This is a genomic window from Collinsella sp. An2 (genome assembly GCF_002160065.1).
Classification (GTDB): Bacteria; Actinomycetota; Coriobacteriia; order Coriobacteriales; family Coriobacteriaceae; genus Limicola.
On the sequence record NZ_NFJW01000004.1, the window covers coordinates 1 to 17,614 of the forward strand.

General features: G+C 63.0%; 14 protein-coding genes. 12 read left to right on the plus strand and 2 right to left on the minus strand.

Features of this window, described 5'->3' with window-relative positions:
* Positions 1-160: 160 nt before the first annotated feature.
* The gene (locus B5F33_RS03775) at positions 161-997 is read right to left on the minus strand and encodes a putative RNA methyltransferase (RefSeq protein ID WP_158095301.1); all 837 of its coding nucleotides are present in this window, start codon (positions 995-997) and stop codon (positions 161-163) included.
* Between the two features lie 226 nt (positions 998-1,223).
* Here B5F33_RS03775 and B5F33_RS03780 point away from each other — a divergent pair, with 226 nt between their 5' ends.
* The 8 genes from B5F33_RS03780 to B5F33_RS03815 all read left to right on the plus strand — a co-directional run bounded on the left by B5F33_RS03780 (position 1,224) and on the right by B5F33_RS03815 (position 13,458).
* Positions 1,224-1,640: a YbjN domain-containing protein gene (locus B5F33_RS03780; RefSeq protein WP_087410470.1), complete on the plus strand. Its 417-nt coding sequence runs from the start codon at positions 1,224-1,226 to the stop codon at positions 1,638-1,640.
* Between the two features lie 218 nt (positions 1,641-1,858).
* Positions 1,859-2,680 carry a ZIP family metal transporter gene (locus B5F33_RS03785; protein WP_087410471.1) on the plus strand — a complete coding sequence of 274 codons (822 nt, stop codon included), beginning with the start codon at positions 1,859-1,861 and terminating at the stop codon, positions 2,678-2,680.
* Between the two features lie 91 nt (positions 2,681-2,771).
* Positions 2,772-3,629: an HAD family hydrolase gene (locus tag B5F33_RS03790; protein WP_087410472.1), complete on the plus strand. Its 858-nt coding sequence runs from the start codon at positions 2,772-2,774 to the stop codon at positions 3,627-3,629.
* 214 nt (positions 3,630-3,843) lie between these two features.
* Positions 3,844-4,572, plus strand: coding sequence for a TetR-like C-terminal domain-containing protein (locus B5F33_RS03795; RefSeq protein WP_343215920.1), 729 nt, complete (start codon positions 3,844-3,846; stop codon positions 4,570-4,572).
* Between the two features lie 184 nt (positions 4,573-4,756).
* Entirely contained in the window at positions 4,757-9,397 is a 4,641-nt protein-coding gene (locus tag B5F33_RS03800; protein ID WP_239284772.1) for a 2-hydroxyacyl-CoA dehydratase, read from the plus strand.
* 297 nt (positions 9,398-9,694) lie between these two features.
* Complete coding sequence (locus tag B5F33_RS03805) at positions 9,695-10,603, plus strand: ROK family protein (RefSeq protein ID WP_087410473.1); 909 nt, start codon at positions 9,695-9,697, stop codon at positions 10,601-10,603.
* A 168-nt stretch (positions 10,604-10,771) separates the two neighbouring features.
* Positions 10,772-12,067 (plus strand): family 1 glycosylhydrolase, encoded by a 1,296-nt coding sequence (locus B5F33_RS03810; protein ID WP_087410474.1) that lies wholly within the window; start codon positions 10,772-10,774, stop codon positions 12,065-12,067.
* Positions 12,064-13,458: a glycoside hydrolase family 1 protein gene (locus B5F33_RS03815; protein ID WP_087410475.1), complete on the plus strand. Its 1,395-nt coding sequence runs from the start codon at positions 12,064-12,066 to the stop codon at positions 13,456-13,458. The genes B5F33_RS03810 and B5F33_RS03815 overlap by 4 nt, the downstream gene beginning before the upstream one ends.
* 95 nt (positions 13,459-13,553) lie before the next feature.
* Here the strand turns inward: B5F33_RS03815 and B5F33_RS03820 are convergent, their stop codons facing one another.
* Positions 13,554-14,384, minus strand: a complete 831-nt coding sequence (locus B5F33_RS03820; RefSeq protein WP_158095302.1) for a MurR/RpiR family transcriptional regulator — start codon at positions 14,382-14,384, stop codon at positions 13,554-13,556.
* Between the two features lie 279 nt (positions 14,385-14,663).
* Here B5F33_RS03820 and B5F33_RS03825 point away from each other — a divergent pair, with 279 nt between their 5' ends.
* The 4 genes from B5F33_RS03825 to B5F33_RS03840 all read left to right on the plus strand — a co-directional run bounded on the left by B5F33_RS03825 (position 14,664) and on the right by B5F33_RS03840 (position 17,595).
* On the plus strand, positions 14,664-15,431 hold the full coding sequence (locus B5F33_RS03825; RefSeq protein WP_087410477.1) for a ChbG/HpnK family deacetylase: 768 nt from the start codon (positions 14,664-14,666) through the stop codon (positions 15,429-15,431).
* Positions 15,432-15,554: 123 nt separating this feature from the next.
* Positions 15,555-16,850, plus strand: coding sequence for a PTS transporter subunit EIIC (locus tag B5F33_RS03830; protein ID WP_087410478.1), 1,296 nt, complete (start codon positions 15,555-15,557; stop codon positions 16,848-16,850).
* 107 nt (positions 16,851-16,957) lie between these two features.
* Positions 16,958-17,254: a PTS sugar transporter subunit IIB gene (locus B5F33_RS03835; protein ID WP_087410479.1), complete on the plus strand. Its 297-nt coding sequence runs from the start codon at positions 16,958-16,960 to the stop codon at positions 17,252-17,254.
* Positions 17,255-17,256: 2 nt separating this feature from the next.
* The gene (locus tag B5F33_RS03840; RefSeq protein WP_087410480.1) at positions 17,257-17,595 is read left to right on the plus strand and encodes a PTS lactose/cellobiose transporter subunit IIA; all 339 of its coding nucleotides are present in this window, start codon (positions 17,257-17,259) and stop codon (positions 17,593-17,595) included.
* Positions 17,596-17,614 lie beyond the last annotated feature (19 nt).

Genomic DNA, 17,614 nt, shown 5'->3' on the forward strand with positions numbered 1-17,614 from the left:
CCTCCTCTTTGACTGCGGTGCGCGACCGCCGTTTGCACTGACAACAACGATTGTCGCCCAGCCCGCGCTCATGCAAAGGGGAGGCTCCGACCGATTAGTTATCGGTCATATCTTCTAGGGAAACTCATTCAAGCGGGCTCGTTTCGCGGGCTCGCAGGCTTTAGAAATGCCCGACGAGGACGTCTGCCTCGACGGTGACGCTTGATATGCCGCTCCAGTCGACGGCATCGGTGTCCACGTTGAAGAGCAGCGGCGTCATAGCGACCAGCGCCTCAAGCGTGCGGGCGTCAAGTTGGTGCATGCAGGTGACGGTTTGGCGCGTCTCGAGCGTGCAGGAAGCCGCAAAGTGGTCGAGCACGCGCTGGTTGGAGTAGTCCTGGTGGCGCAGGCTTTCCGCGGCGCGTTCGCGCAGCTCGCGCAGGTGATTTGCGGTGGGAACCACCTTCACGATGCGTCCTGTCGGCGCAAGGATGCGTCGGAACTCGTGGTAGTTGGCGGGTGAGAACACGTCAAGCACGCATCCGGCGTGGCCGTCCTGTACAGGAATGGCGGCAAGGTCCGCCACGAGCCACATGATGCCGTCCTCGGGGTCGGCGGCTGCCGCCAGCTGGATCGAGTCGCGCACGATGTCGAAGGCACATACACCGGTGTCGGTGGCATGGCGAACGGCCCGCGCGAAGAATCCCTCGCCGCAACCGGCATCGATGACGGGAAGCGTCGGGGAGGCGGCTTCCACCGCGTGGCAAAGTGCGTCGGCAATAGGGTCGTAGAGTCCGCTTTCAAACACCTGGCGGCGATGCTCGAACGAGGCACGGTCGTAGCCCTGCGGCTGCTTCGCGCCGCGCAGCAGGTTGACGTACCCCTGGCGCGCCACGTCAAAGCTGTGGCGGTGTGCGCAGACCAACGATGCTCCCTGCAGATCGAGCGGTTCGTGGCAGATGGGGCACGCAAGCAGGTTGCGAGTATGTTCGAATCTCTGTAGCTTCCGCGCGTCCACGTGGCGCCTCCTTGTCGCTTGATGCTGCCTTCTCGTCAGTAGCCCTATTGTGGCATAGCTTTGCAGGGCGACGCGACGGCTCGCGCACAGTCCGCGCCATCCGCTGGCATAATGCAGCGTAGCAACTGATACGGCCCCGGTCGGCCGACGGCGCCTGGCCGTCCCGACAGCCGCAGGGGGTTTGCGACTGCGTGTGCGTACGCCGCGCGACGTGCAGGAGGGATACATGTACGACAATTCCATCGCGCTCATGCGCGACATGAGCGATGCGGGCATCGAGTACCGCAGCGATACCCCGCTTGAGGATGACAACCTCATCGACACCATCCGCGTGGGATGGGAGGGTTCGGCGCTGCCTCGCACCACCATTCTGCTGCGCATCAACGATCGAGGCGCACACCTCGAGGCGACGCTCGGCACGCTTGGTGCGGGTAAGCGCACCGAGGCACTGGAGCTCGTGAACGCGTGCAACGCAAACTACCGCTGGGTCATGTTCTATGTCGATGAGGACGGTGCGGTCGTGTGCACGAGCGACGTCTACCTGGTGCCGGAGGTCGCGGGACTCTTCGGCATCGCCGCCGTAGGGCGCATGTTCGACACCATGAACGAGGTCTACCCGCGCTTGCGCGAGGTGCTTGCATAAGCGACGACCTGCGTCGCTGACGGTGCGTCCCGGACGCGCGCACGTGGTTGTGGAGCGCCTGCCACAGCGCGGCTCCGCCCCTTGCGGTCCAAGCCCGTTGTGATAGGGTGGTAATTGGTTAGCCATGGCTAACCAACTGGATCGACGACGTCGCCTCACGACGATGCGAGGCGAGACGGGGCGGCAGGCGACACGTCCGCTGCCCGATAGGAGGAATCATGCTCGACGCTTCGACGCTCCAGGCGCTCGCCTGGGCAGCCATGGGGTGCGGCTTCACCTGGCTCATGACCACGGCGGGATCCGCGGTGGTGCTCTTTACGGGAAAAGACCCCGAGAAGGGCAAGCTCACGCACCACATCTTCTTGGGGTTCGCCGCGGGCGTCATGATCGCGGCAAGCGTGTGGTCGCTGCTCAACCCGGCCATCGAGCAGGCGGAAGAGCTCGGACAGATCGGCTGGATTCCCGCTGCCGGGGGATTCCTTCTGGGCGTTGCCTTCCTCATTGCGCTGGACTCGCTGCTGCCGCACCTGCATGCCGGCAGTTCGGAGCCCGAAGGTCTGCCAAGCAGCTGGAAGCGCACGACCCTTCTGGTCTCGGCTGTGACGCTCCACAACATTCCCGAGGGCATGAGCGTGGGCCTGCTGTTTGCCATGGCGTCTCAGACGGCGGGGGCAGCAGGCGATGCATACCTGGGCATGGCGTTCGCGCTCGCTATCGGCATCGGCTTGCAGAACTTTCCCGAGGGCGCTGCCATTTCGCTGCCTTTGCGGCGCGAAGGTATGGGGCGTGTAAAGGCTTTCATAGCAGGCAGTCTTTCGGGAATCGTCGAACCCATCTTTGGTATGCTCGTAGTATTGGCGAGTGGCTGGATCTCACCGTTCATGCCGTGGCTTCTGGCCTTCGCCGCGGGCGCCATGGTCTACGTGGTGGTCGAGGAACTCATCCCCGAGGCCCATCTGGGCGAGCACTCCAACGTGGGTACGCTCGGGGTCATCGCAGGCTTTGTGATCATGATGGTGCTCGACGTCGCCCTGGGATGACGCTACTGCTGCGTCCTATCGACGCGCCGGCCCGCCGCGACATGACAGCGAAGCGCTGGCGCGGATGCCAAAAGAAGAAGTGGGAGAGTGCATGATTAAGCTGTTCGCGTGCGATTTGGACGGCACGCTGCTCAATTGGTTTCATGCGACCGACAAGGTGATTTTGGACGCGGTGCGCGAGATTGCGGACGCCGGGGCGCACGTGGCCATCGCGACGGGACGCACGATGCGCACGCCGTTTGACAGCGGCTTTCAGGGTGCTCCCATCGAGCTCTTAGGTTCGAACGGTTCGATCGTGCGCGACCGCAAGGGCAACGTTCTTAAGACGTTTCCCATCGACCGCCAGGCGCTTGAAGACCTGCTTCGGGCATTTCCCACCGTCTGCTTTGATTGCGTGGCGCCCGACGGCACGTTCGTGACCGGCTCGCGCGAGGAGCGTGAAGCCGGCTTCAAGAATCGCCGCTTCATCCGGCGCCTCATCATGCGCGGTATGCGCGGGACGGATTCCGAGCAGGACTCCATGCATTTCAAGCAGACTGCCGACCAGGTGCTTGCGCACGAGGTCTGCAAGATCAACTGCCACGTGCTGGATCCCGGCCTTAACCGAGAGCTGGCCGCCTACCTTGCCGAGCATACCGACACGCTGGTCGACGCTCCGTTCGCGCCCACGATGTTCGAGATCTCGGACCGCAACGTGAACAAGGGGGCCGGCGTTGCCTGGCTCGCCCAATACCTGGGCATCTCCGAAGACGAGGTCGCGGTTTACGGCGACGGTGGCAACGACATTCGCATGCTCGAGCGCTTTACGCACGCCTATGCGCCGTCAAACGCAAGCGACGAGGCCAAGCGCGCGGCGGGCAACGTCATCGGCAGCAACGTGTTCCATGCGGTTCCCAAGCACATGTTGCGCACCCTGCGCGAGGAGCGCAGCCGAACCGTCATCGCCTGAGGCTGCCGGCGCGCGACGGCGCCGCGTACGGCGGGAGCGCGCGGTGGTGTCACAGGCGCCAAACGGGCGATGTCGCAAGGGCCTCGACCGCCCCGTCTCAAACACATCATCCGGATGTAAAGCTTTCTTGATACTTCCGTGAGCGTGAAAGTTCTTGCACGTGCTGTGCAATAATGCACGCAGAGTGTAGGAATATCACGCTAAGGAGGGATGTGTGACGGCTTCCGTAGCCTCTGCCGCCAAGGTGGACCGCCGCAGCCTGCGCACGCAGCTCATGCTGCGCCGCGCGCTTGCCGAGGCGCTCAACGACGGCGAGGACCTCACCCGCATTACCGTAGCGGGCCTTACCGACCGCGCCGGACTCACCCGGCGCACGTTCTACACGCATTTCAAGGACATACCCGATTTTGTCGAGCAGGTCGAGAGCGGCGTTCTTGCGGACATTCGCCAGCGTATCGACGACGTGGTCGCGACGAACCTCTCGTCGCTCTACCGCAACATCGACGAGCTGGAGCCCGCACCCGGCTCCGTTGAGCTTCTGGACTATCTTAAGCGCAACGGCGAGCTGATCGGCGCGCTGCTAGGCCCCGGCGGGGACCCCGCGTTTGGACAGCGCATTTGCGCCATCGCGCGCGAGGCCGTTGCCGGCCGCATGAAGACGGGCATTTTCCCGGGCGTGCTGGGAACGTTTTTTGACTATTACCTGTCGTACGTGGTCTCCGCCGAGATGGGCATCGTGCAGCGCTGGTTCGCCACCGGCCTGGTCGAGAGCCCCGAGACCATGGCGCGCATCATGACCGTCGTGGCGTTTGTGCGCCCCGGCGACCTGTATGGCAAGCCTATCGACATCAACGTGCCGGAGTACGGCATGAAGCTTCTGGGGCTCAATGTTCGTGCGCCCCGCACCGAGAGCACCGATACCAGGGAGGACATCGATGGTTAAGATTCCCGTGACAGACCTTATGGACGAGCAGCCCGCTTGTCGGACCTGCGGGGAGGAGGCCGCTCAAACCAAAGCCTCTACTACGGAGACGGGCGCAGCTGATGCTCCAGGTTGCCCTGAAAGAGGAGGGAGTACGCCTGGTGCGCGGCGACCGACGATTGAAGGGCAAGATGGGGCATCAGATGTGTCCGACCAGGTCCCTGAAGGTGCTATTTGGAATCCGGACAACAACTACGGAACGCTGCACCTGGGCATCGACGTGGGCTCCACCACGGTGAAACTCGCCGTGCTGAACGACGACAACCAGATCGTCTACGCCAAGTACCAGCGCCACCACACCGACGTGCGCGCCTGCGCGCGCGACCTGTTCGTGGGCGCCACCGGCCTGCTGCACAACCAGCCCATGACCTGCGCCATCACCGGCTCGGGCGGCCTGCTGCTCTCCCAGTGGCTCGGCCTCGAGTTTGTGCAGGAGGTCATCGCTTCCAAGCGCGCCGTGGAGACGCTCATCCCCCAGACCGACGTCGCCATCGAGCTGGGCGGCGAGGACGCCAAGATCATCTACTTCGACCAGGGCATCGAGCAGCGCATGAACGGCACCTGCGCGGGCGGCACCGGCGCGTTCATCGACCAGATGGCTACGCTGCTGCACACCGACGCAAGCGGCCTCAACGACCTCGCGAAGGGCGCGACCACCATCTATCCCATCGCCAGCCGCTGCGGCGTGTTCGCCAAAACCGACGTCCAGCCGCTGCTCAACGAGGGTGCGCGCCCCGAGGACGTCGCCGCGTCCATCTTCCAGGCCGTCGTCACGCAGACCATCTCGGGCCTGGCGTGCGGCCGCCCCATTCGCGGCAACGTCGCCTTCCTGGGCGGCCCGCTGCAGTATCTCTCCGAGCTGCGCCGTCGTTTCTACATCACCCTCGACCTCGACGAGGAACACCGCATCGTGCCCGAAAACGCCCACCTGTTCGTGGCGTCGGGCGCAGCCATGGCACACGAGTCCAACAAGCTCGCTACGTTCCCGCAGCTCATTGCATCGATCGATGCACTCGGTGACACCCAGGGCTCCGAGGTCGCGCGTCTGGACCCGCTGTTCGCCGACGAGGAGGCCTACCGCGAGTTCAAGGAGCGCCACGACGCACAGGTGGTTCCGAAGGGCGACCTCGCTACCTATGCGGGCAAGCGCGTGTTCATCGGTATCGACGCCGGCTCCACGACCATGAAGGCCGCGATGGTGGGCGAGGACGGCCAGCTGCTGCACACCTGGTACGGCAATAACAACGGTGACATCCTGGGTACGGCCAAGACCATCATGGCCGACTTCTATGCACATATCCCTGCGGGCTGCACGATCGGGCACGTGACCACGACCGGCTACGGCGAGGCACTGCTCATCGAGGCGCTTAAGGCCGACTCCGGCGAGATCGAGACCGTGGCGCACCTGCGCGGCGCCCGTGCCTTCCTGCCGGGTGTCCAGTTCATCCTGGACATCGGCGGCCAGGACATGAAGTGCCTGCGCGTGCGCGACGGCGTGATCGAGCACATCATGCTCAACGAGGCGTGCTCTTCGGGCTGCGGCAGCTTCATCGAGAGCTTCGCGGTGTCCATGGACATGGACGTCGAGACCTTCGCCCACGAGGCGGTCAAGGCTAAGCACCCGGTTGACCTGGGCAGCCGCTGCACGGTGTTCATGAACTCCCGCGTGAAGCAGGCGCAGAAGGAGGGCGCGACCGTGGGCGACATCGCCGCCGGCCTGTCCTACTCCGTCATCAAGAACGCGCTCTTCAAGGTCATCAAGCTGCGCGACCCGTCCGAGATCGGCGACCAGGTGATCGTCCAGGGCGGCACCTTCATGTCCGATGCGACCCTGCGCGCCTTCGAGCTGCTGACCGGTCTTGACGCCGTGCGTCCCGACATCGCGGGCTGCATGGGTGCCTACGGCGCGGCCCTGCTTGCGCGCGACCGTGCCGGCGGCGCCGGCGTCTCGAGCATTCTTTCGGCCGAGGACATCGCCCGCCTTACCGTCACGCAGAAGCATGCGCGCTGCGGCCGCTGCTCCAACAACTGCCAGCTCACCATCAACGACTTCGGCGGCGGCCGTCGCTTCATCACGGGCAACCGCTGCGAGAAGGGCGCCGGCCACAAGAAGCAGCGGACCGAGGCCCCGAACCTCTTCAAGCAGAAGAACGACTTGCTCTTCAACCGCGCCTGCCTTGCGCCCGAGGACGCGCCGCGCGGTACCGTGGGCATTCCGCGCGCGCTCAACATGTACGAGGACTATCCGTTCTGGCATGCGTTCTTCACCAAGCTGGGCTTCGCCGTCGTGCTGTCCGACGACTCCACCAAGAAGACCTACGAGGCGGGCATCGAGTCCATGCCGTCCGAGTCGGTGTGCTACCCGGCCAAGCTCTCTCACGGCCACATCATGAACCTCATCGACAAGAATCCGGACTTCATCTGGATGCCCTGCGTGCGCAAGGAGCGCAAGGAGGACGAAGCCGCGGGCAACTGCTACAACTGCCCGATCGTCATGAGCTACCCCACTGCGCTGGGGCTCAACATCGACGAGCTTGCCGAGAAGAACATCGAGTTCATGTATCCGTTCGTGCCGTATAACGACCGCGTGGAGCTCAAGCGCCGCCTGTACGAGATCCTGGCTCAGGACCGCGTGGCCGACGCCGCCACGGGCAAGGGACGTGTGCGCGGGCCCAAGCTCACCCGCCACGAGATCGACGAGGCCGTAAATTACGCCTACGAGGTCGATGCCGACTTCCACGAGAAGATCCAGACCATGGGCGAGGAGTGCATCCACTGGATCGAGGAGCACGGCGGCCACGGCATCGTGCTGGCCGGTCGTCCCTACCACAACGACCCCGAGATCAACCACGCGCTGCCCGAGCTCATCACGAGCTTTGGCTTCGCGGTGCTCACCGAGGACTCGGTTGCGCATCTGGTGAAGCCCGACCGTCCCATCCGCGTCGTGGACCAGTGGATGTATCACAGCCGTCTGTACCGCGCCGCCAAGCTTGTGACGCTGCGCAACGACCTTGACCTCATCCAGCTGAACTCCTTCGGCTGCGGCCTGGACGCGCTCACCACCGACCAGGTGCAGGAGATCCTCGAGGGCTCCGGCAAGATCTATACGGTGCTCAAGATCGACGAGGTGTCCAACCTGGGCGCCGCGCGCATCCGCATCCGTTCGCTCATGGCCGCCCTCAAGGACCAGGAGGCCGAGCGCGCCGCCGAGGCCGCCGCTGCCGGCGAGTCCTACGAGCAGGGCGACGCCGCTCCGGTGGCACCCTCCGACGAGGCGCCGGCGTTCGCAACCCACAAGTACGCGCTGTCCGCTCAGCGCCGCGCCAATTCATCGGCCTTCCCGAAGGTGCGCTTCACCGAGGAGATGTGCCGCGAGGGCTACACGATTCTGTGCCCGCAGATGGCGCCCATCCACTTCGACCTCATCAAGGAAGTGTTCCGCAACAGCGGCTACAACCTGGAGTTGCTGCCGTCGACCGACCGCGGCGCCGTCGAGGCCGGCCTGAAGTACGTGAACAACGACATCTGCTACCCGTCGATTCTCGTCACGGGCCAGATCATGGAGGCCATCGAGAGCGGCAAGTACGACCTGTCCAAGACGGCCGTCATCATTTCGCAGACGGGCGGCGGTTGCCGTGCCACCAACTACATCGCGCTCATCCGCAAGGCGCTGCGCGACGCCGGCCATCCCGAGATCCCGGTCATCTCCATCAGCGCCGTGAAGCTCGACGAGGATAACCCCGGCTTCAAGGTGACGCCGCAGATCCTGAAGGCCGCAGTTTACTGCGTGCTGTACGGCGACGTCATGATGCAGATGCTCTACCGCTGCCGTCCCTACGAGGTCGAGCCGGGTGCGGCCAACGCCCTGTACGAAAAGTACATGGCCAAGGCGCGCGAGCTTGCGCCCCACTTCACGCGTCGCAGCTACACCAAGCTTGTGCGTGAGTCGGTCGAGGCTTTCGACAACATGCCGCTCAAGGGCGAGGGAACCAAGCCGCGCGTGGGCGTCGTGGGCGAGATCCTCGTGAAGTTCCATCCCACGGCGAACAACCACGTGGTCGACGTCATCGAGCACGAGGGCTGCGAGGCCGTGGTGCCGGGCCTGCTCGACTTCTTCCTGTTTGCGATGAGCGGCGCAGAGAACGACAAGGGCGAGCTTGGAAGCTCCGGCGCGCAGCGCAGCGTGATGGCGGGCCTCATGAAGCTCATCGACTGGATGCGCGGTCCGGCGGACGAGATCCTGGAGAAGTCGCGCCGCTTCGAGCGCCCCGAGCCCATCAGCGCGCTTGCGGACAAGGCGTCGCAGGTGCTGTCGCTGTGCAACACGATGGGCGAGGGCTGGCTGCTGACGGCTGAGATGCTCGACCTCATCGATCACGGTGCGCCGAACATCATCTGCACGCAGCCGTTCGCCTGCCTGCCCAACCACGTGGTGGGCAAGTCGGTCATCAAGGAGCTGCGTCGTCGTCACCCCGAGAGCAACATCGTGGCCGTCGACTACGACCCGGGCGCGTCCGAGGTGAACCAGCTCAACCGTATCAAGCTCATGATCTCGGTGGCCAAGGAGAACCTGCGCGCGGGCAAGGGCTTCAAAATGGAGCGCATCAAGCCGCTGGCGCTGGACGAGGTCGATTCCAAGTTCCGTCCGCATCATACCGAGGACGACGACAGCGATCCGTTGGGCGGTGCCGTGTCGGGCGGATGCTCGTCGTGTGGCGCGGTGACCGATGATGCCGTTGCCGCTGTGGCCGAGCGCCTGAGCGCCGGCGTCGGCTCGCATCAATAGAGCGCATATTCGGGTGCTGGACACGCTTGCCATCTAGTGGTCCGGGTATTGAACAAAGATTGTCATGAACGGGGTCGTCCGTGTTGCGCGGGCGGCCCTGCCTGTTGTTGCGGCATTGTGCCCGACACCGCCATGATGCTGGAGGCTCGGTGCCGGTCTGTACGGTGCCCGGCCTCTGTCAGTGTCCACGAAGATATCAGTTTCTGATTCTGTAACGGAGGGTTCACCCTTGTAACGGGGAATGCGGTTCGTATCGTCGAACATGGAAGTATCCCGAAACAGGAGCGAGGAGGCGCGATGGCAAGGTACTTCGGAATCGATGCGGGCGGCACGCAGGTGAAGTGGGCTGTGGTTTCGGACGATTACCGCATCGAGCGGCAAGGAAGCATGCCGACCAGGTTCGATGGCGCCGACGAGGCAATCGATGCGTTCTGCTCGCTGGTCAAGCCTTTCAAGTCGGGCGTTGACGGCATCGGTATCAGCATGCCGGGAATCTTCAGCGAACAGGATCCAGACGGTGTGGTCGGCGTCGGGGGAGCGCTGCATTATCTCGACGGGTGCCCACTCGGTCGCGTCGTGGGCGAGCGGACGGGGCTGGTTACGCGGGTCGATAACGATGCGGTCTGCGGAGCGCTCGGAGAGTATGCCGTCGGGGCGCTCAAAGGCGTCGGCGTGGGTGTGATGGTGGTCATCGGTTCTGGTATCGGCGGGAGCATTGTAATCGACGGACATGTGTTTCGCGGTGCCCACGGCGCTGCCGGCGGTTTTAGCTTCATGGGCACCGACGCCTCCCGGCCCATTTCGCCGGGCGCAGTGTTCGGGGACGCTTGCAGTTGGCGTTCGCTGCGCGATCGGATTTGCGCGGAGAAGGGCATCGAGTCCGACGAATCGATTGACGGCTTCAAGCTGTTCTCGATGGTCGAGGCCGGGGACCCTGCCGCGCTGCGCGGACTCGACGCCTATGCGCGCACCCTCGATGCCTTGCTCATGGACATCCAGGCGGTTGTCGATCCCGAGGTGATTGTCGTGGGCGGAGGCATCAGCCGCCGCCGCGAGCTGTTCGAGGCGCTGGAGCGACAGCTCGACCAGTCGAGTACGTTTCCGTTTTTGGCCCTGCCGAAGATCCGTCAGGCGGTGTGCGGTAACGATGCCAATATCTTCGGCGCGGTGAGGACGCTCCGCTTGGCGCTCGGCATCGACCGATAGGACCTCGGGGTAAAGCTAAGCTGCCTACATGGACTTGGCAGCGAAGCATAGGCGGAGAAGGCGTGACGACGAACGAGGCAGACCCCGAAGCCTGCGGCGATGTACATCGGAACGGGCCTCTGCATTCGCCAGTAACCTTCCAGAACAATTACGAAAGGATGAAGTTCCATGGACGACACCGTGTTTCCCGACCGGTTTCTCTGGGGGTCGGCAACATCGGCCCATCAGGTCGAGGGCGGGAATGTGAACAGTGACAGCTGGCTGCTCGAGCATGTCGAGGGCAGTGCGTTTCGAGAGGCGTCCTGGGACGCCATCGACCATTATCACCGCTTCGCCGATGACATTGCGCTGCTCGCTGCGCTTGGACTGAATGCGTATCGCTTCAGTCTGGAATGGTCGCGCATCGAGCCTGCTGAAGGCCTATTCTCTCAGGTCGCCATCGACCACTATCGCGACGTGCTCGCTTGCTGCCGCGCCTACGGGCTTGCGACCGTGGTGACGCTTCACCATTTCACCTCGCCGATTTGGCTTTTGGCGAAGAACGGATGGGAGAGTCCTGAGACCCCTGGTCTGTTCGCCCGCTATGTCCGTCGAGTGATGGAAGAGCTCGGCGACCTCATCGACATGGTCTGTACCATGAACGAGCCCAACCTCGCGTGGACGCTCGCCGACGTGGGCATGGCGCCCCGGGAGGCCTCCGGCCGCGCCGTCGACCCGATGCTGTGCGGTTGCGCCCGCGCGCTCGGCACGGTGCCTGAAGCCATCGCGCAGTTCCAGTTCGCTGCGACGGAGCGCGCGTTTGAGACCAAGCTCGCGGCTCATCGCGCTGCAGTCGCCGCAGTCCGCGAGGTGTGTCCGGACAAGCCGGTGGGCTGGACGATTGCTGCTTCCGACATCGTCGCCGCGCCGGGTGGCGAACAGCGCGCCGCTGCTGCCCAGGAGGAGCTGTGCGAGCGGTTCTATCGCGCCTCTCGCGGCGATGACTTCATCGGCGTCCAGACGTATTCCAGGACGTGGTACGGGCCCGATGGGCCGTGCGATCCCCCTGAAGGGTGTGAGATGACGATGCAGGGGGAGGAGTTCTACCCCCTTGCGGTCTCCGAGAGCATCAGGCGAGCGTACGCAGTCTCGGACTGTTCCATACTGGTGACGGAGAATGGTATCGCGACCGAGGACGATGCCCAGCGGGTCCGATTCTATCGCCAGGCAATCGGCGGTGTCGCTGCGTGCATCCGGGAGGGCGTGCCCGTTTTGGGATATATCGCATGGAGTGCGTTCGACAATTTCGAATGGGTGTTCGGATACGGACCGAAATACGGCATCATCGCAGTTGACCGTGCGACGCAGCGCCGGCTTGTCAAGCCGAGTGCGCTCTGCCTGGGCGAGATCGCCCGCACGAACGGCAGGGAAATCGTCCCTGCTACGGATGATGGAATGCAACCGGGAGGAGAGGTGTCGAAATGAACGGGTTCACGTTTCCCGAGGAGTTTCTTTGGGGTGCGTCAACGAGTGCCTTCCAGGTCGAGGGTGGAGCCGCCGAGGGCGGAAAGGGCCCGGCGACTACCGACCGCGGGCCGGGTCGCCCCGGCATCTCTGACAACCGCGTCGCCTCCGACTTCTATCACCATTGGCGCGAGGACATCGAGCTTATGGCGGAGCTAGGTATTGATGTTTACCGGATGGGGTTCTCCTGGAGTCGGATTATGCCCGACGCTACTGGCGAGCCCAATCCGGAGGGGCTCGCGTTCTACGACGCCGTAATCGACCGCCTGCTCGAGAAGGACATCGAGCCGCTCGTGACCCTCTACCACTTCGAATGCCCCCAGGTGTTGGTGGACGCCTTCGGGGGTTGGAAGAGCCGTAGGATGATTGACGCCTACCTGCGCTATGCCGAGGTCTGCTTCAGGCACTTCAAGGGGCGTGTTAAGCGCTGGGTTACTGTGAACGAGCAACTCATCGCCACCGCTGCGCCCGACAACACCGGCGACGACGAGCGTGATCCACGCCGACGACAGAAGAACACCTATCAGATGAGCTATCACGTCGCCCTTGCCGAGCACCGTGCTATCGCCCTGCTGCGTTCGATCGATCCGGACGCATCCATCGGCCCGGTCTGCGCCATGCAGGTCGTCTATCCCCGAAGCAGCTCGTCCGGCGACATCCTTGCCGCCATGAATGCCGAGGAGATGCTGCAGAACTACCTCCTGGATCTAAGTGTGCGCGGTACGGTCTCCCCCTACGTGTCCTTCTACCTCAAGCGGGAAGGTTTCGCGCCGGCGGTCGAACCGGGCGATGCCGAGGTCCTCGCCTCGTCGCGCCCGGACTTCTTGGGCGTGAACTACTACTTTAGTTCCTGCGCGCGCGAGCGGGTGGAGCCTATCCGTTTTGACCGGTTTCCGCCATGGTCGGGCGGAGACTTCGAGCTGTGCGACAACCCATGTGCCTCGTCCACGGAATGGATGGCTAACGGCATCGATCCGCTTGGTCTTAGGATTGGCATGCGGAGGCTCTACGACCGCTATCAGCTCCCCATGATTGTCACCGAAAACGGCATGGCCCTCTCAGAGGAGCTCTCCAGCGACGGGAAGGTCGACGACCCGTACCGCATCGACTACCTCGCGCAGCACATTGCCGAGGTAGGCGAGTTGGTGCGCGAGGGCTACCCGGTACTCGGGTACTGCGTGTGGAGTCTCATGGATCTCTGCTCGAGTCACCAGGGATTCGCGAAGCGGTACGGCTTGGTGTTTGTGGACCGCACCGACACCGATGTCAAGGAATGTCGGCGCGTGCGTAAGAGCAGCTTTTTCTGGTACCAGCAGGTGATTGAGAACCGCGGGCTCCCGGACCGCAGCTAGTCCAAAGCGGTTTGAAGGGCGCCCCGCACGCCGTGCATGACATTCTGGCGGGGCGCTCCGGCACGCAGCTGGTTCCGGTCCTCACGCAAGACTGCTTACAGGGCCTGCGTCCGCCCCTGGTCGACGCTCCCATACTGCTTGAGATATTCCAAAAAAATCAACTCGACCGCAGCGAGTGCGCCGAACTTCGCCGTGTCAATGTTGTTAGTCACCCCGCAACTCAAGATACTTGCGGCATGGTTCCAGTACGAGCTCGAGACGTTCTGCGTGATGGCGATGAGCCGGCAGCCGGACTGGGTGATGGCGTTCGCGATGGCGGGGTAGCGAATCGGATAGGTCCCTCCGGCACTGCAGATAATCGCGGCGTCGCCGGGTCCGAGCGATTGCGCGCACTCGAGCTGGCGGTCGTGGTTCAAGTACAGCTCCACCAGGCGATCGAGGTACACCATTCTGCTCTGGAGGTATCTGCCGATGTCCCAGAGGAAGTGATGGGAGAAGAATGCGACTCGCGCGCTACCGTGCAGGATGCGGGCGATGTCGGGAAGCTTGGCGACGTTCTCAGGCGACATCGTCGTTGTGATGTTGAGGACAATCGCTTCCCGGTAGTCATCAATCACCGAGGAGGTGTCCTGCACGAGCGCGGTATGGAACGAGTGGGGAATGATGCCGCTCAGCGACACGTCCGCCTCGAGCTGACTGCGCATGTCCTTGAAATCCTCGAATCCTATGAAGCGGCAGAACCGCGAGATGGTGGGGGTCGAGACGTAGCACATCTCGGCGATATCGCCAATCGACATGTTCTTCAATTTGCTGTAGTTGCGCACCATGGTGGTGGCGATTTCATAATTTGTACCCTGCTGGATCGTGGTGTTGATGTAGTCAAGTAGTTTCTCTGCAATCGACCCCATGGCGCTGGGCTCACTCATGCGGCATGCCTCCCGTCCTCTAGATTCCGCCCCTCCGATAGAACGATGAGGCGTCGGTAATCCCATCATAGGCAAAGCGGCGACCTGCCGGTTTACAAGTCCTGAAACTGGGGTTGGCAACGGGAAACTCTCCGCAACCTCCTGTAACGGTCGCACGCTCCACGAGACGGTATACCTAATACCGAAAGGAGCAGACGAGAGGCGTCCCGACAGCGGCACCGCACGGCGTGCGGCGCATCACATGGTGCGGGGACGTCGGCAGACCGGTAGGGAGGACGAATGAAACGCTTACTGCTTCGTGCGGACGACTTGGGATACAGTGACGGCGTCAACTGCGGAATCGCGGCGGCGGTCGGCGCGGGGCTCATCCGTACGGTCGGCGTCATGACCAACATGCCGACCGCGGAAAGCGGCTTGGCGCGCCTTCGAGGCGAGGATTTGTGCCTAGGACAGCATACCAACATTTGCACTGGCAGGCCTCTCGTCGACCCGGCGCTCATTCCGAGCATCGTCACCGGGGACGGGGCGTTCAAACCGAGTTCCGCCTACCGGGCGGCGGCTCGTGACGGAGAGGACTTCGTCATCCTAGACGAGGTAGTGCTGGAAATCGAGGCTCAGCTCCAGCGGTTCGTCGAGCTCGTTGGCCGAGACCCCGACTACTTCGAGGGGCATGCCGTGGCAAGCCCCACGTTCTTCAAGGGGCTCGAGGTCGTCGCCGAGCGGCATGGACTTCCCCTCTTCCCGTTCGCCAGCCCCGGGCGGTCGGTTCGGTTTCGGTCGACGGCGGTGACCTCGTTTGTGCCGGAGGATTTTGCCGCCTACGAGGCAGACCCGTTCGCGGCGTTGCGGGAGGCTGTCTCGAGCGCTCCGGAGGCCGGCTGCCAGCTCATGGTGTTTCACCCGGGATATATCGATGCCTACCTTATGGATCATTCGAGCATGACGGTCCCGCGCATCCGCGAGACGGCGATGCTGCGCGACCCCGCGGTCGCCGCATGGCTTGTGAGCCAGGACCTCGAGCTCGTTACGTACAACGATCTCGACTGAGCCCTGTCCGCATCTGGTCGCGGGCCGACAAATCGGTTACCAGGAACACAAGGGCAGGTGCGAGGCTGCCAGGGACGTTCTTGTGAAACGGCGTATAAAACTCTCGGATTGGAGGAGTCGTCAATGTCATTGTTCGATAAGATTCAAGGGGTGATGGACAAGACCATCGCACCCGTTGCGGCTAAGCTGTCAAACAGCAAGATCATCGACGGTCTCATGGGTGGCATGATGTGCACCATGCCCCTCACCCTGGGCGTCGCGCTCATCGCCATCATCATCAACATGCCCATTCCCGGGCTGAGCGACTGGCTACAGTCGAGCGGTATCGCGGCCACCGGTAACGAAATCCTCACCGTGACGATGAACATGCTTGGCATCTACATCGCGTTCTTCATCGGTCTGCGTTGGGGCAAGACCTGCGGGCTGAGCGGATACAACGGAGGCATCATCACCGGAGCGGTTTACCTCGCGTTCATGCCGCTCAACATGGTGTCCGAGATGCCGGTGTCCTATTCCATCACCACCACGTATATGGGGTCTGATGGCATCTTCGTGGCTATCGTGCTTGGCCTGGTGGTGCCCAAGATCACGGCTCTGCTCATGAGCAAGGTCGCCCTCAAGCTTCCGGAAACCGTTCCGCCGATGGTCGCCAACGCGCTCTCGCCGGTCTTTGCGTCCATCATCTTGTTCACCGCAGTGCTGTTCGCCAAGTGGGGTCTCACACTCACCCCGTGGGGCAATCTCTTCACGATGATCAATACCCTGCTGGGCACCCCGATTATGTACGTTGGCAGCTCACCGCTCGCCTATATCATCGTCGGCACGGTCCAGTCGCTTTTCTGGTTCTTCGGCGTGCACCCTAACGTGGTCATGAACTTCTACGGCCCGGTGCTCATCGCTCTTACCACGCAGAACACGCAGGCCATTATCGCCGGCGACCCACTCCCGTATGGCGCCTGGGCAATCCTCACCCTCGCGATGACCGTTGGTGGCCAGGGCAATGCTCTCGGCATTAGCACATCGCTGTTTTTCGCCAAGTCCGAGAGATTCAAAGCCATGCGTGGCCTGGCCTTTGTTCCCTCGCTCTTCAATATCTCCGAGCCCATGATGTTCGGCCTGCCCGTGGTGCTCAATCCCACCTACTTCATCCCGCTTCTGCTCAACGTGCCCATTTGCGGCGCGATTACCGAGGGGCTGTATGTCCTCGGCTTGGGAGCAGGTTTCAACCCGACCATTTCGGTGCCGTGGGTCATTCCCTATCCCGTTACCGGTTTTCTTCAAGGTGGTATCGGGTGCCTGGTCATCGTTCTGGTGGTCTGGGCGGTCTCGACGCTCCTGTACGCGCCCTTTACGCTCATGGCTGACCGCCAGGCCCTGAAAGAGGAGGCGGAGCTCGCGGAGGAGTCCGCCGCGAAGTAAGCCGCCGGTATCCTGTTGTACGAATCCGCGGGAGGGCATGGGCGCGCTCGGTCCTGTCCTCCCGCACGTGTTCGCGAGGTCGCGCCTCGCGAGAAGGGAGAACTTCCATGAAACGAATCGTCCTTATGTGCGCTGCCGGTGCCTCGACGAGTATGTTGGTGCAGCGCATGCAAGCGGCTGCGAAGAAGGATGGGCTCGACTGCTCCATCGAGGCGCATCCGGTGAGCCAGGCGGCCGACTTCACTGATGCCGACGTGATCTTGTTGGGGCCCCAGGTCCGCTTCGAGCTTGAAGCGGTCAAGCAGCAGGTTTCCTGTCCGGTGGAGACCATCGACATGATGGCGTATGGCACGATGAACGGCGAAAAGGTGCTCCAGCAGGCGCGCCAGTTGATGGGGGAGTAATCATGGCGAGCGACAAGACGGTGGACACAGAGCGCTTCGAGACGCAGTGCTTTCAAATCGTTGCACAGGTTGGTAGCGCGCGCAGCTGCTACATCGAGGCAATCTCGCAGGCCGAGAAGGGTGACTTCGAGGCCGCCCGCAAACTGGTCCAGGAAGGCGACACTGATTTCAATACCGGCCATGCCGTCCATATGGAGCTTCTGCAACAGGAAGCGGACGGCATCGAGATGCCGTTCCGCATCATCCTGTTGCACGCCGAAGACCAGCTGATGAGCGCCGAGGCGTTCCGAATTCTTGCCGAGCGGTTTATCAACGTCTATCGGCACATGTACGAACAGTGAATGTACCGGGCGGCCAGCA

Coding starts and splice junctions, on each gene's coding strand:
- B5F33_RS03815 (WP_087410475.1), top strand. CDS start 12,064: ATGAACGGGTTCACGTTTCCCGAGGAGTTTCTTTGGGGTGCGTCAACG.
- B5F33_RS03835 (WP_087410479.1), top strand. CDS start 16,958: ATGAAACGAATCGTCCTTATGTGCGCTGCCGGTGCCTCGACGAGTATG.
- B5F33_RS03820 (WP_158095302.1), bottom strand. CDS start 14,384: ATGAGTGAGCCCAGCGCCATGGGGTCGATTGCAGAGAAACTACTTGAC.
- B5F33_RS03780 (WP_087410470.1), top strand. CDS start 1,224: ATGTACGACAATTCCATCGCGCTCATGCGCGACATGAGCGATGCGGGC.
- B5F33_RS03840 (WP_087410480.1), top strand. CDS start 17,257: ATGGCGAGCGACAAGACGGTGGACACAGAGCGCTTCGAGACGCAGTGC.
- B5F33_RS03830 (WP_087410478.1), top strand. CDS start 15,555: ATGTCATTGTTCGATAAGATTCAAGGGGTGATGGACAAGACCATCGCA.
- B5F33_RS03810 (WP_087410474.1), top strand. CDS start 10,772: ATGGACGACACCGTGTTTCCCGACCGGTTTCTCTGGGGGTCGGCAACA.
- B5F33_RS03785 (WP_087410471.1), top strand. CDS start 1,859: ATGCTCGACGCTTCGACGCTCCAGGCGCTCGCCTGGGCAGCCATGGGG.
- B5F33_RS03790 (WP_087410472.1), top strand. CDS start 2,772: ATGATTAAGCTGTTCGCGTGCGATTTGGACGGCACGCTGCTCAATTGG.
- B5F33_RS03825 (WP_087410477.1), top strand. CDS start 14,664: ATGAAACGCTTACTGCTTCGTGCGGACGACTTGGGATACAGTGACGGC.
- B5F33_RS03805 (WP_087410473.1), top strand. CDS start 9,695: ATGGCAAGGTACTTCGGAATCGATGCGGGCGGCACGCAGGTGAAGTGG.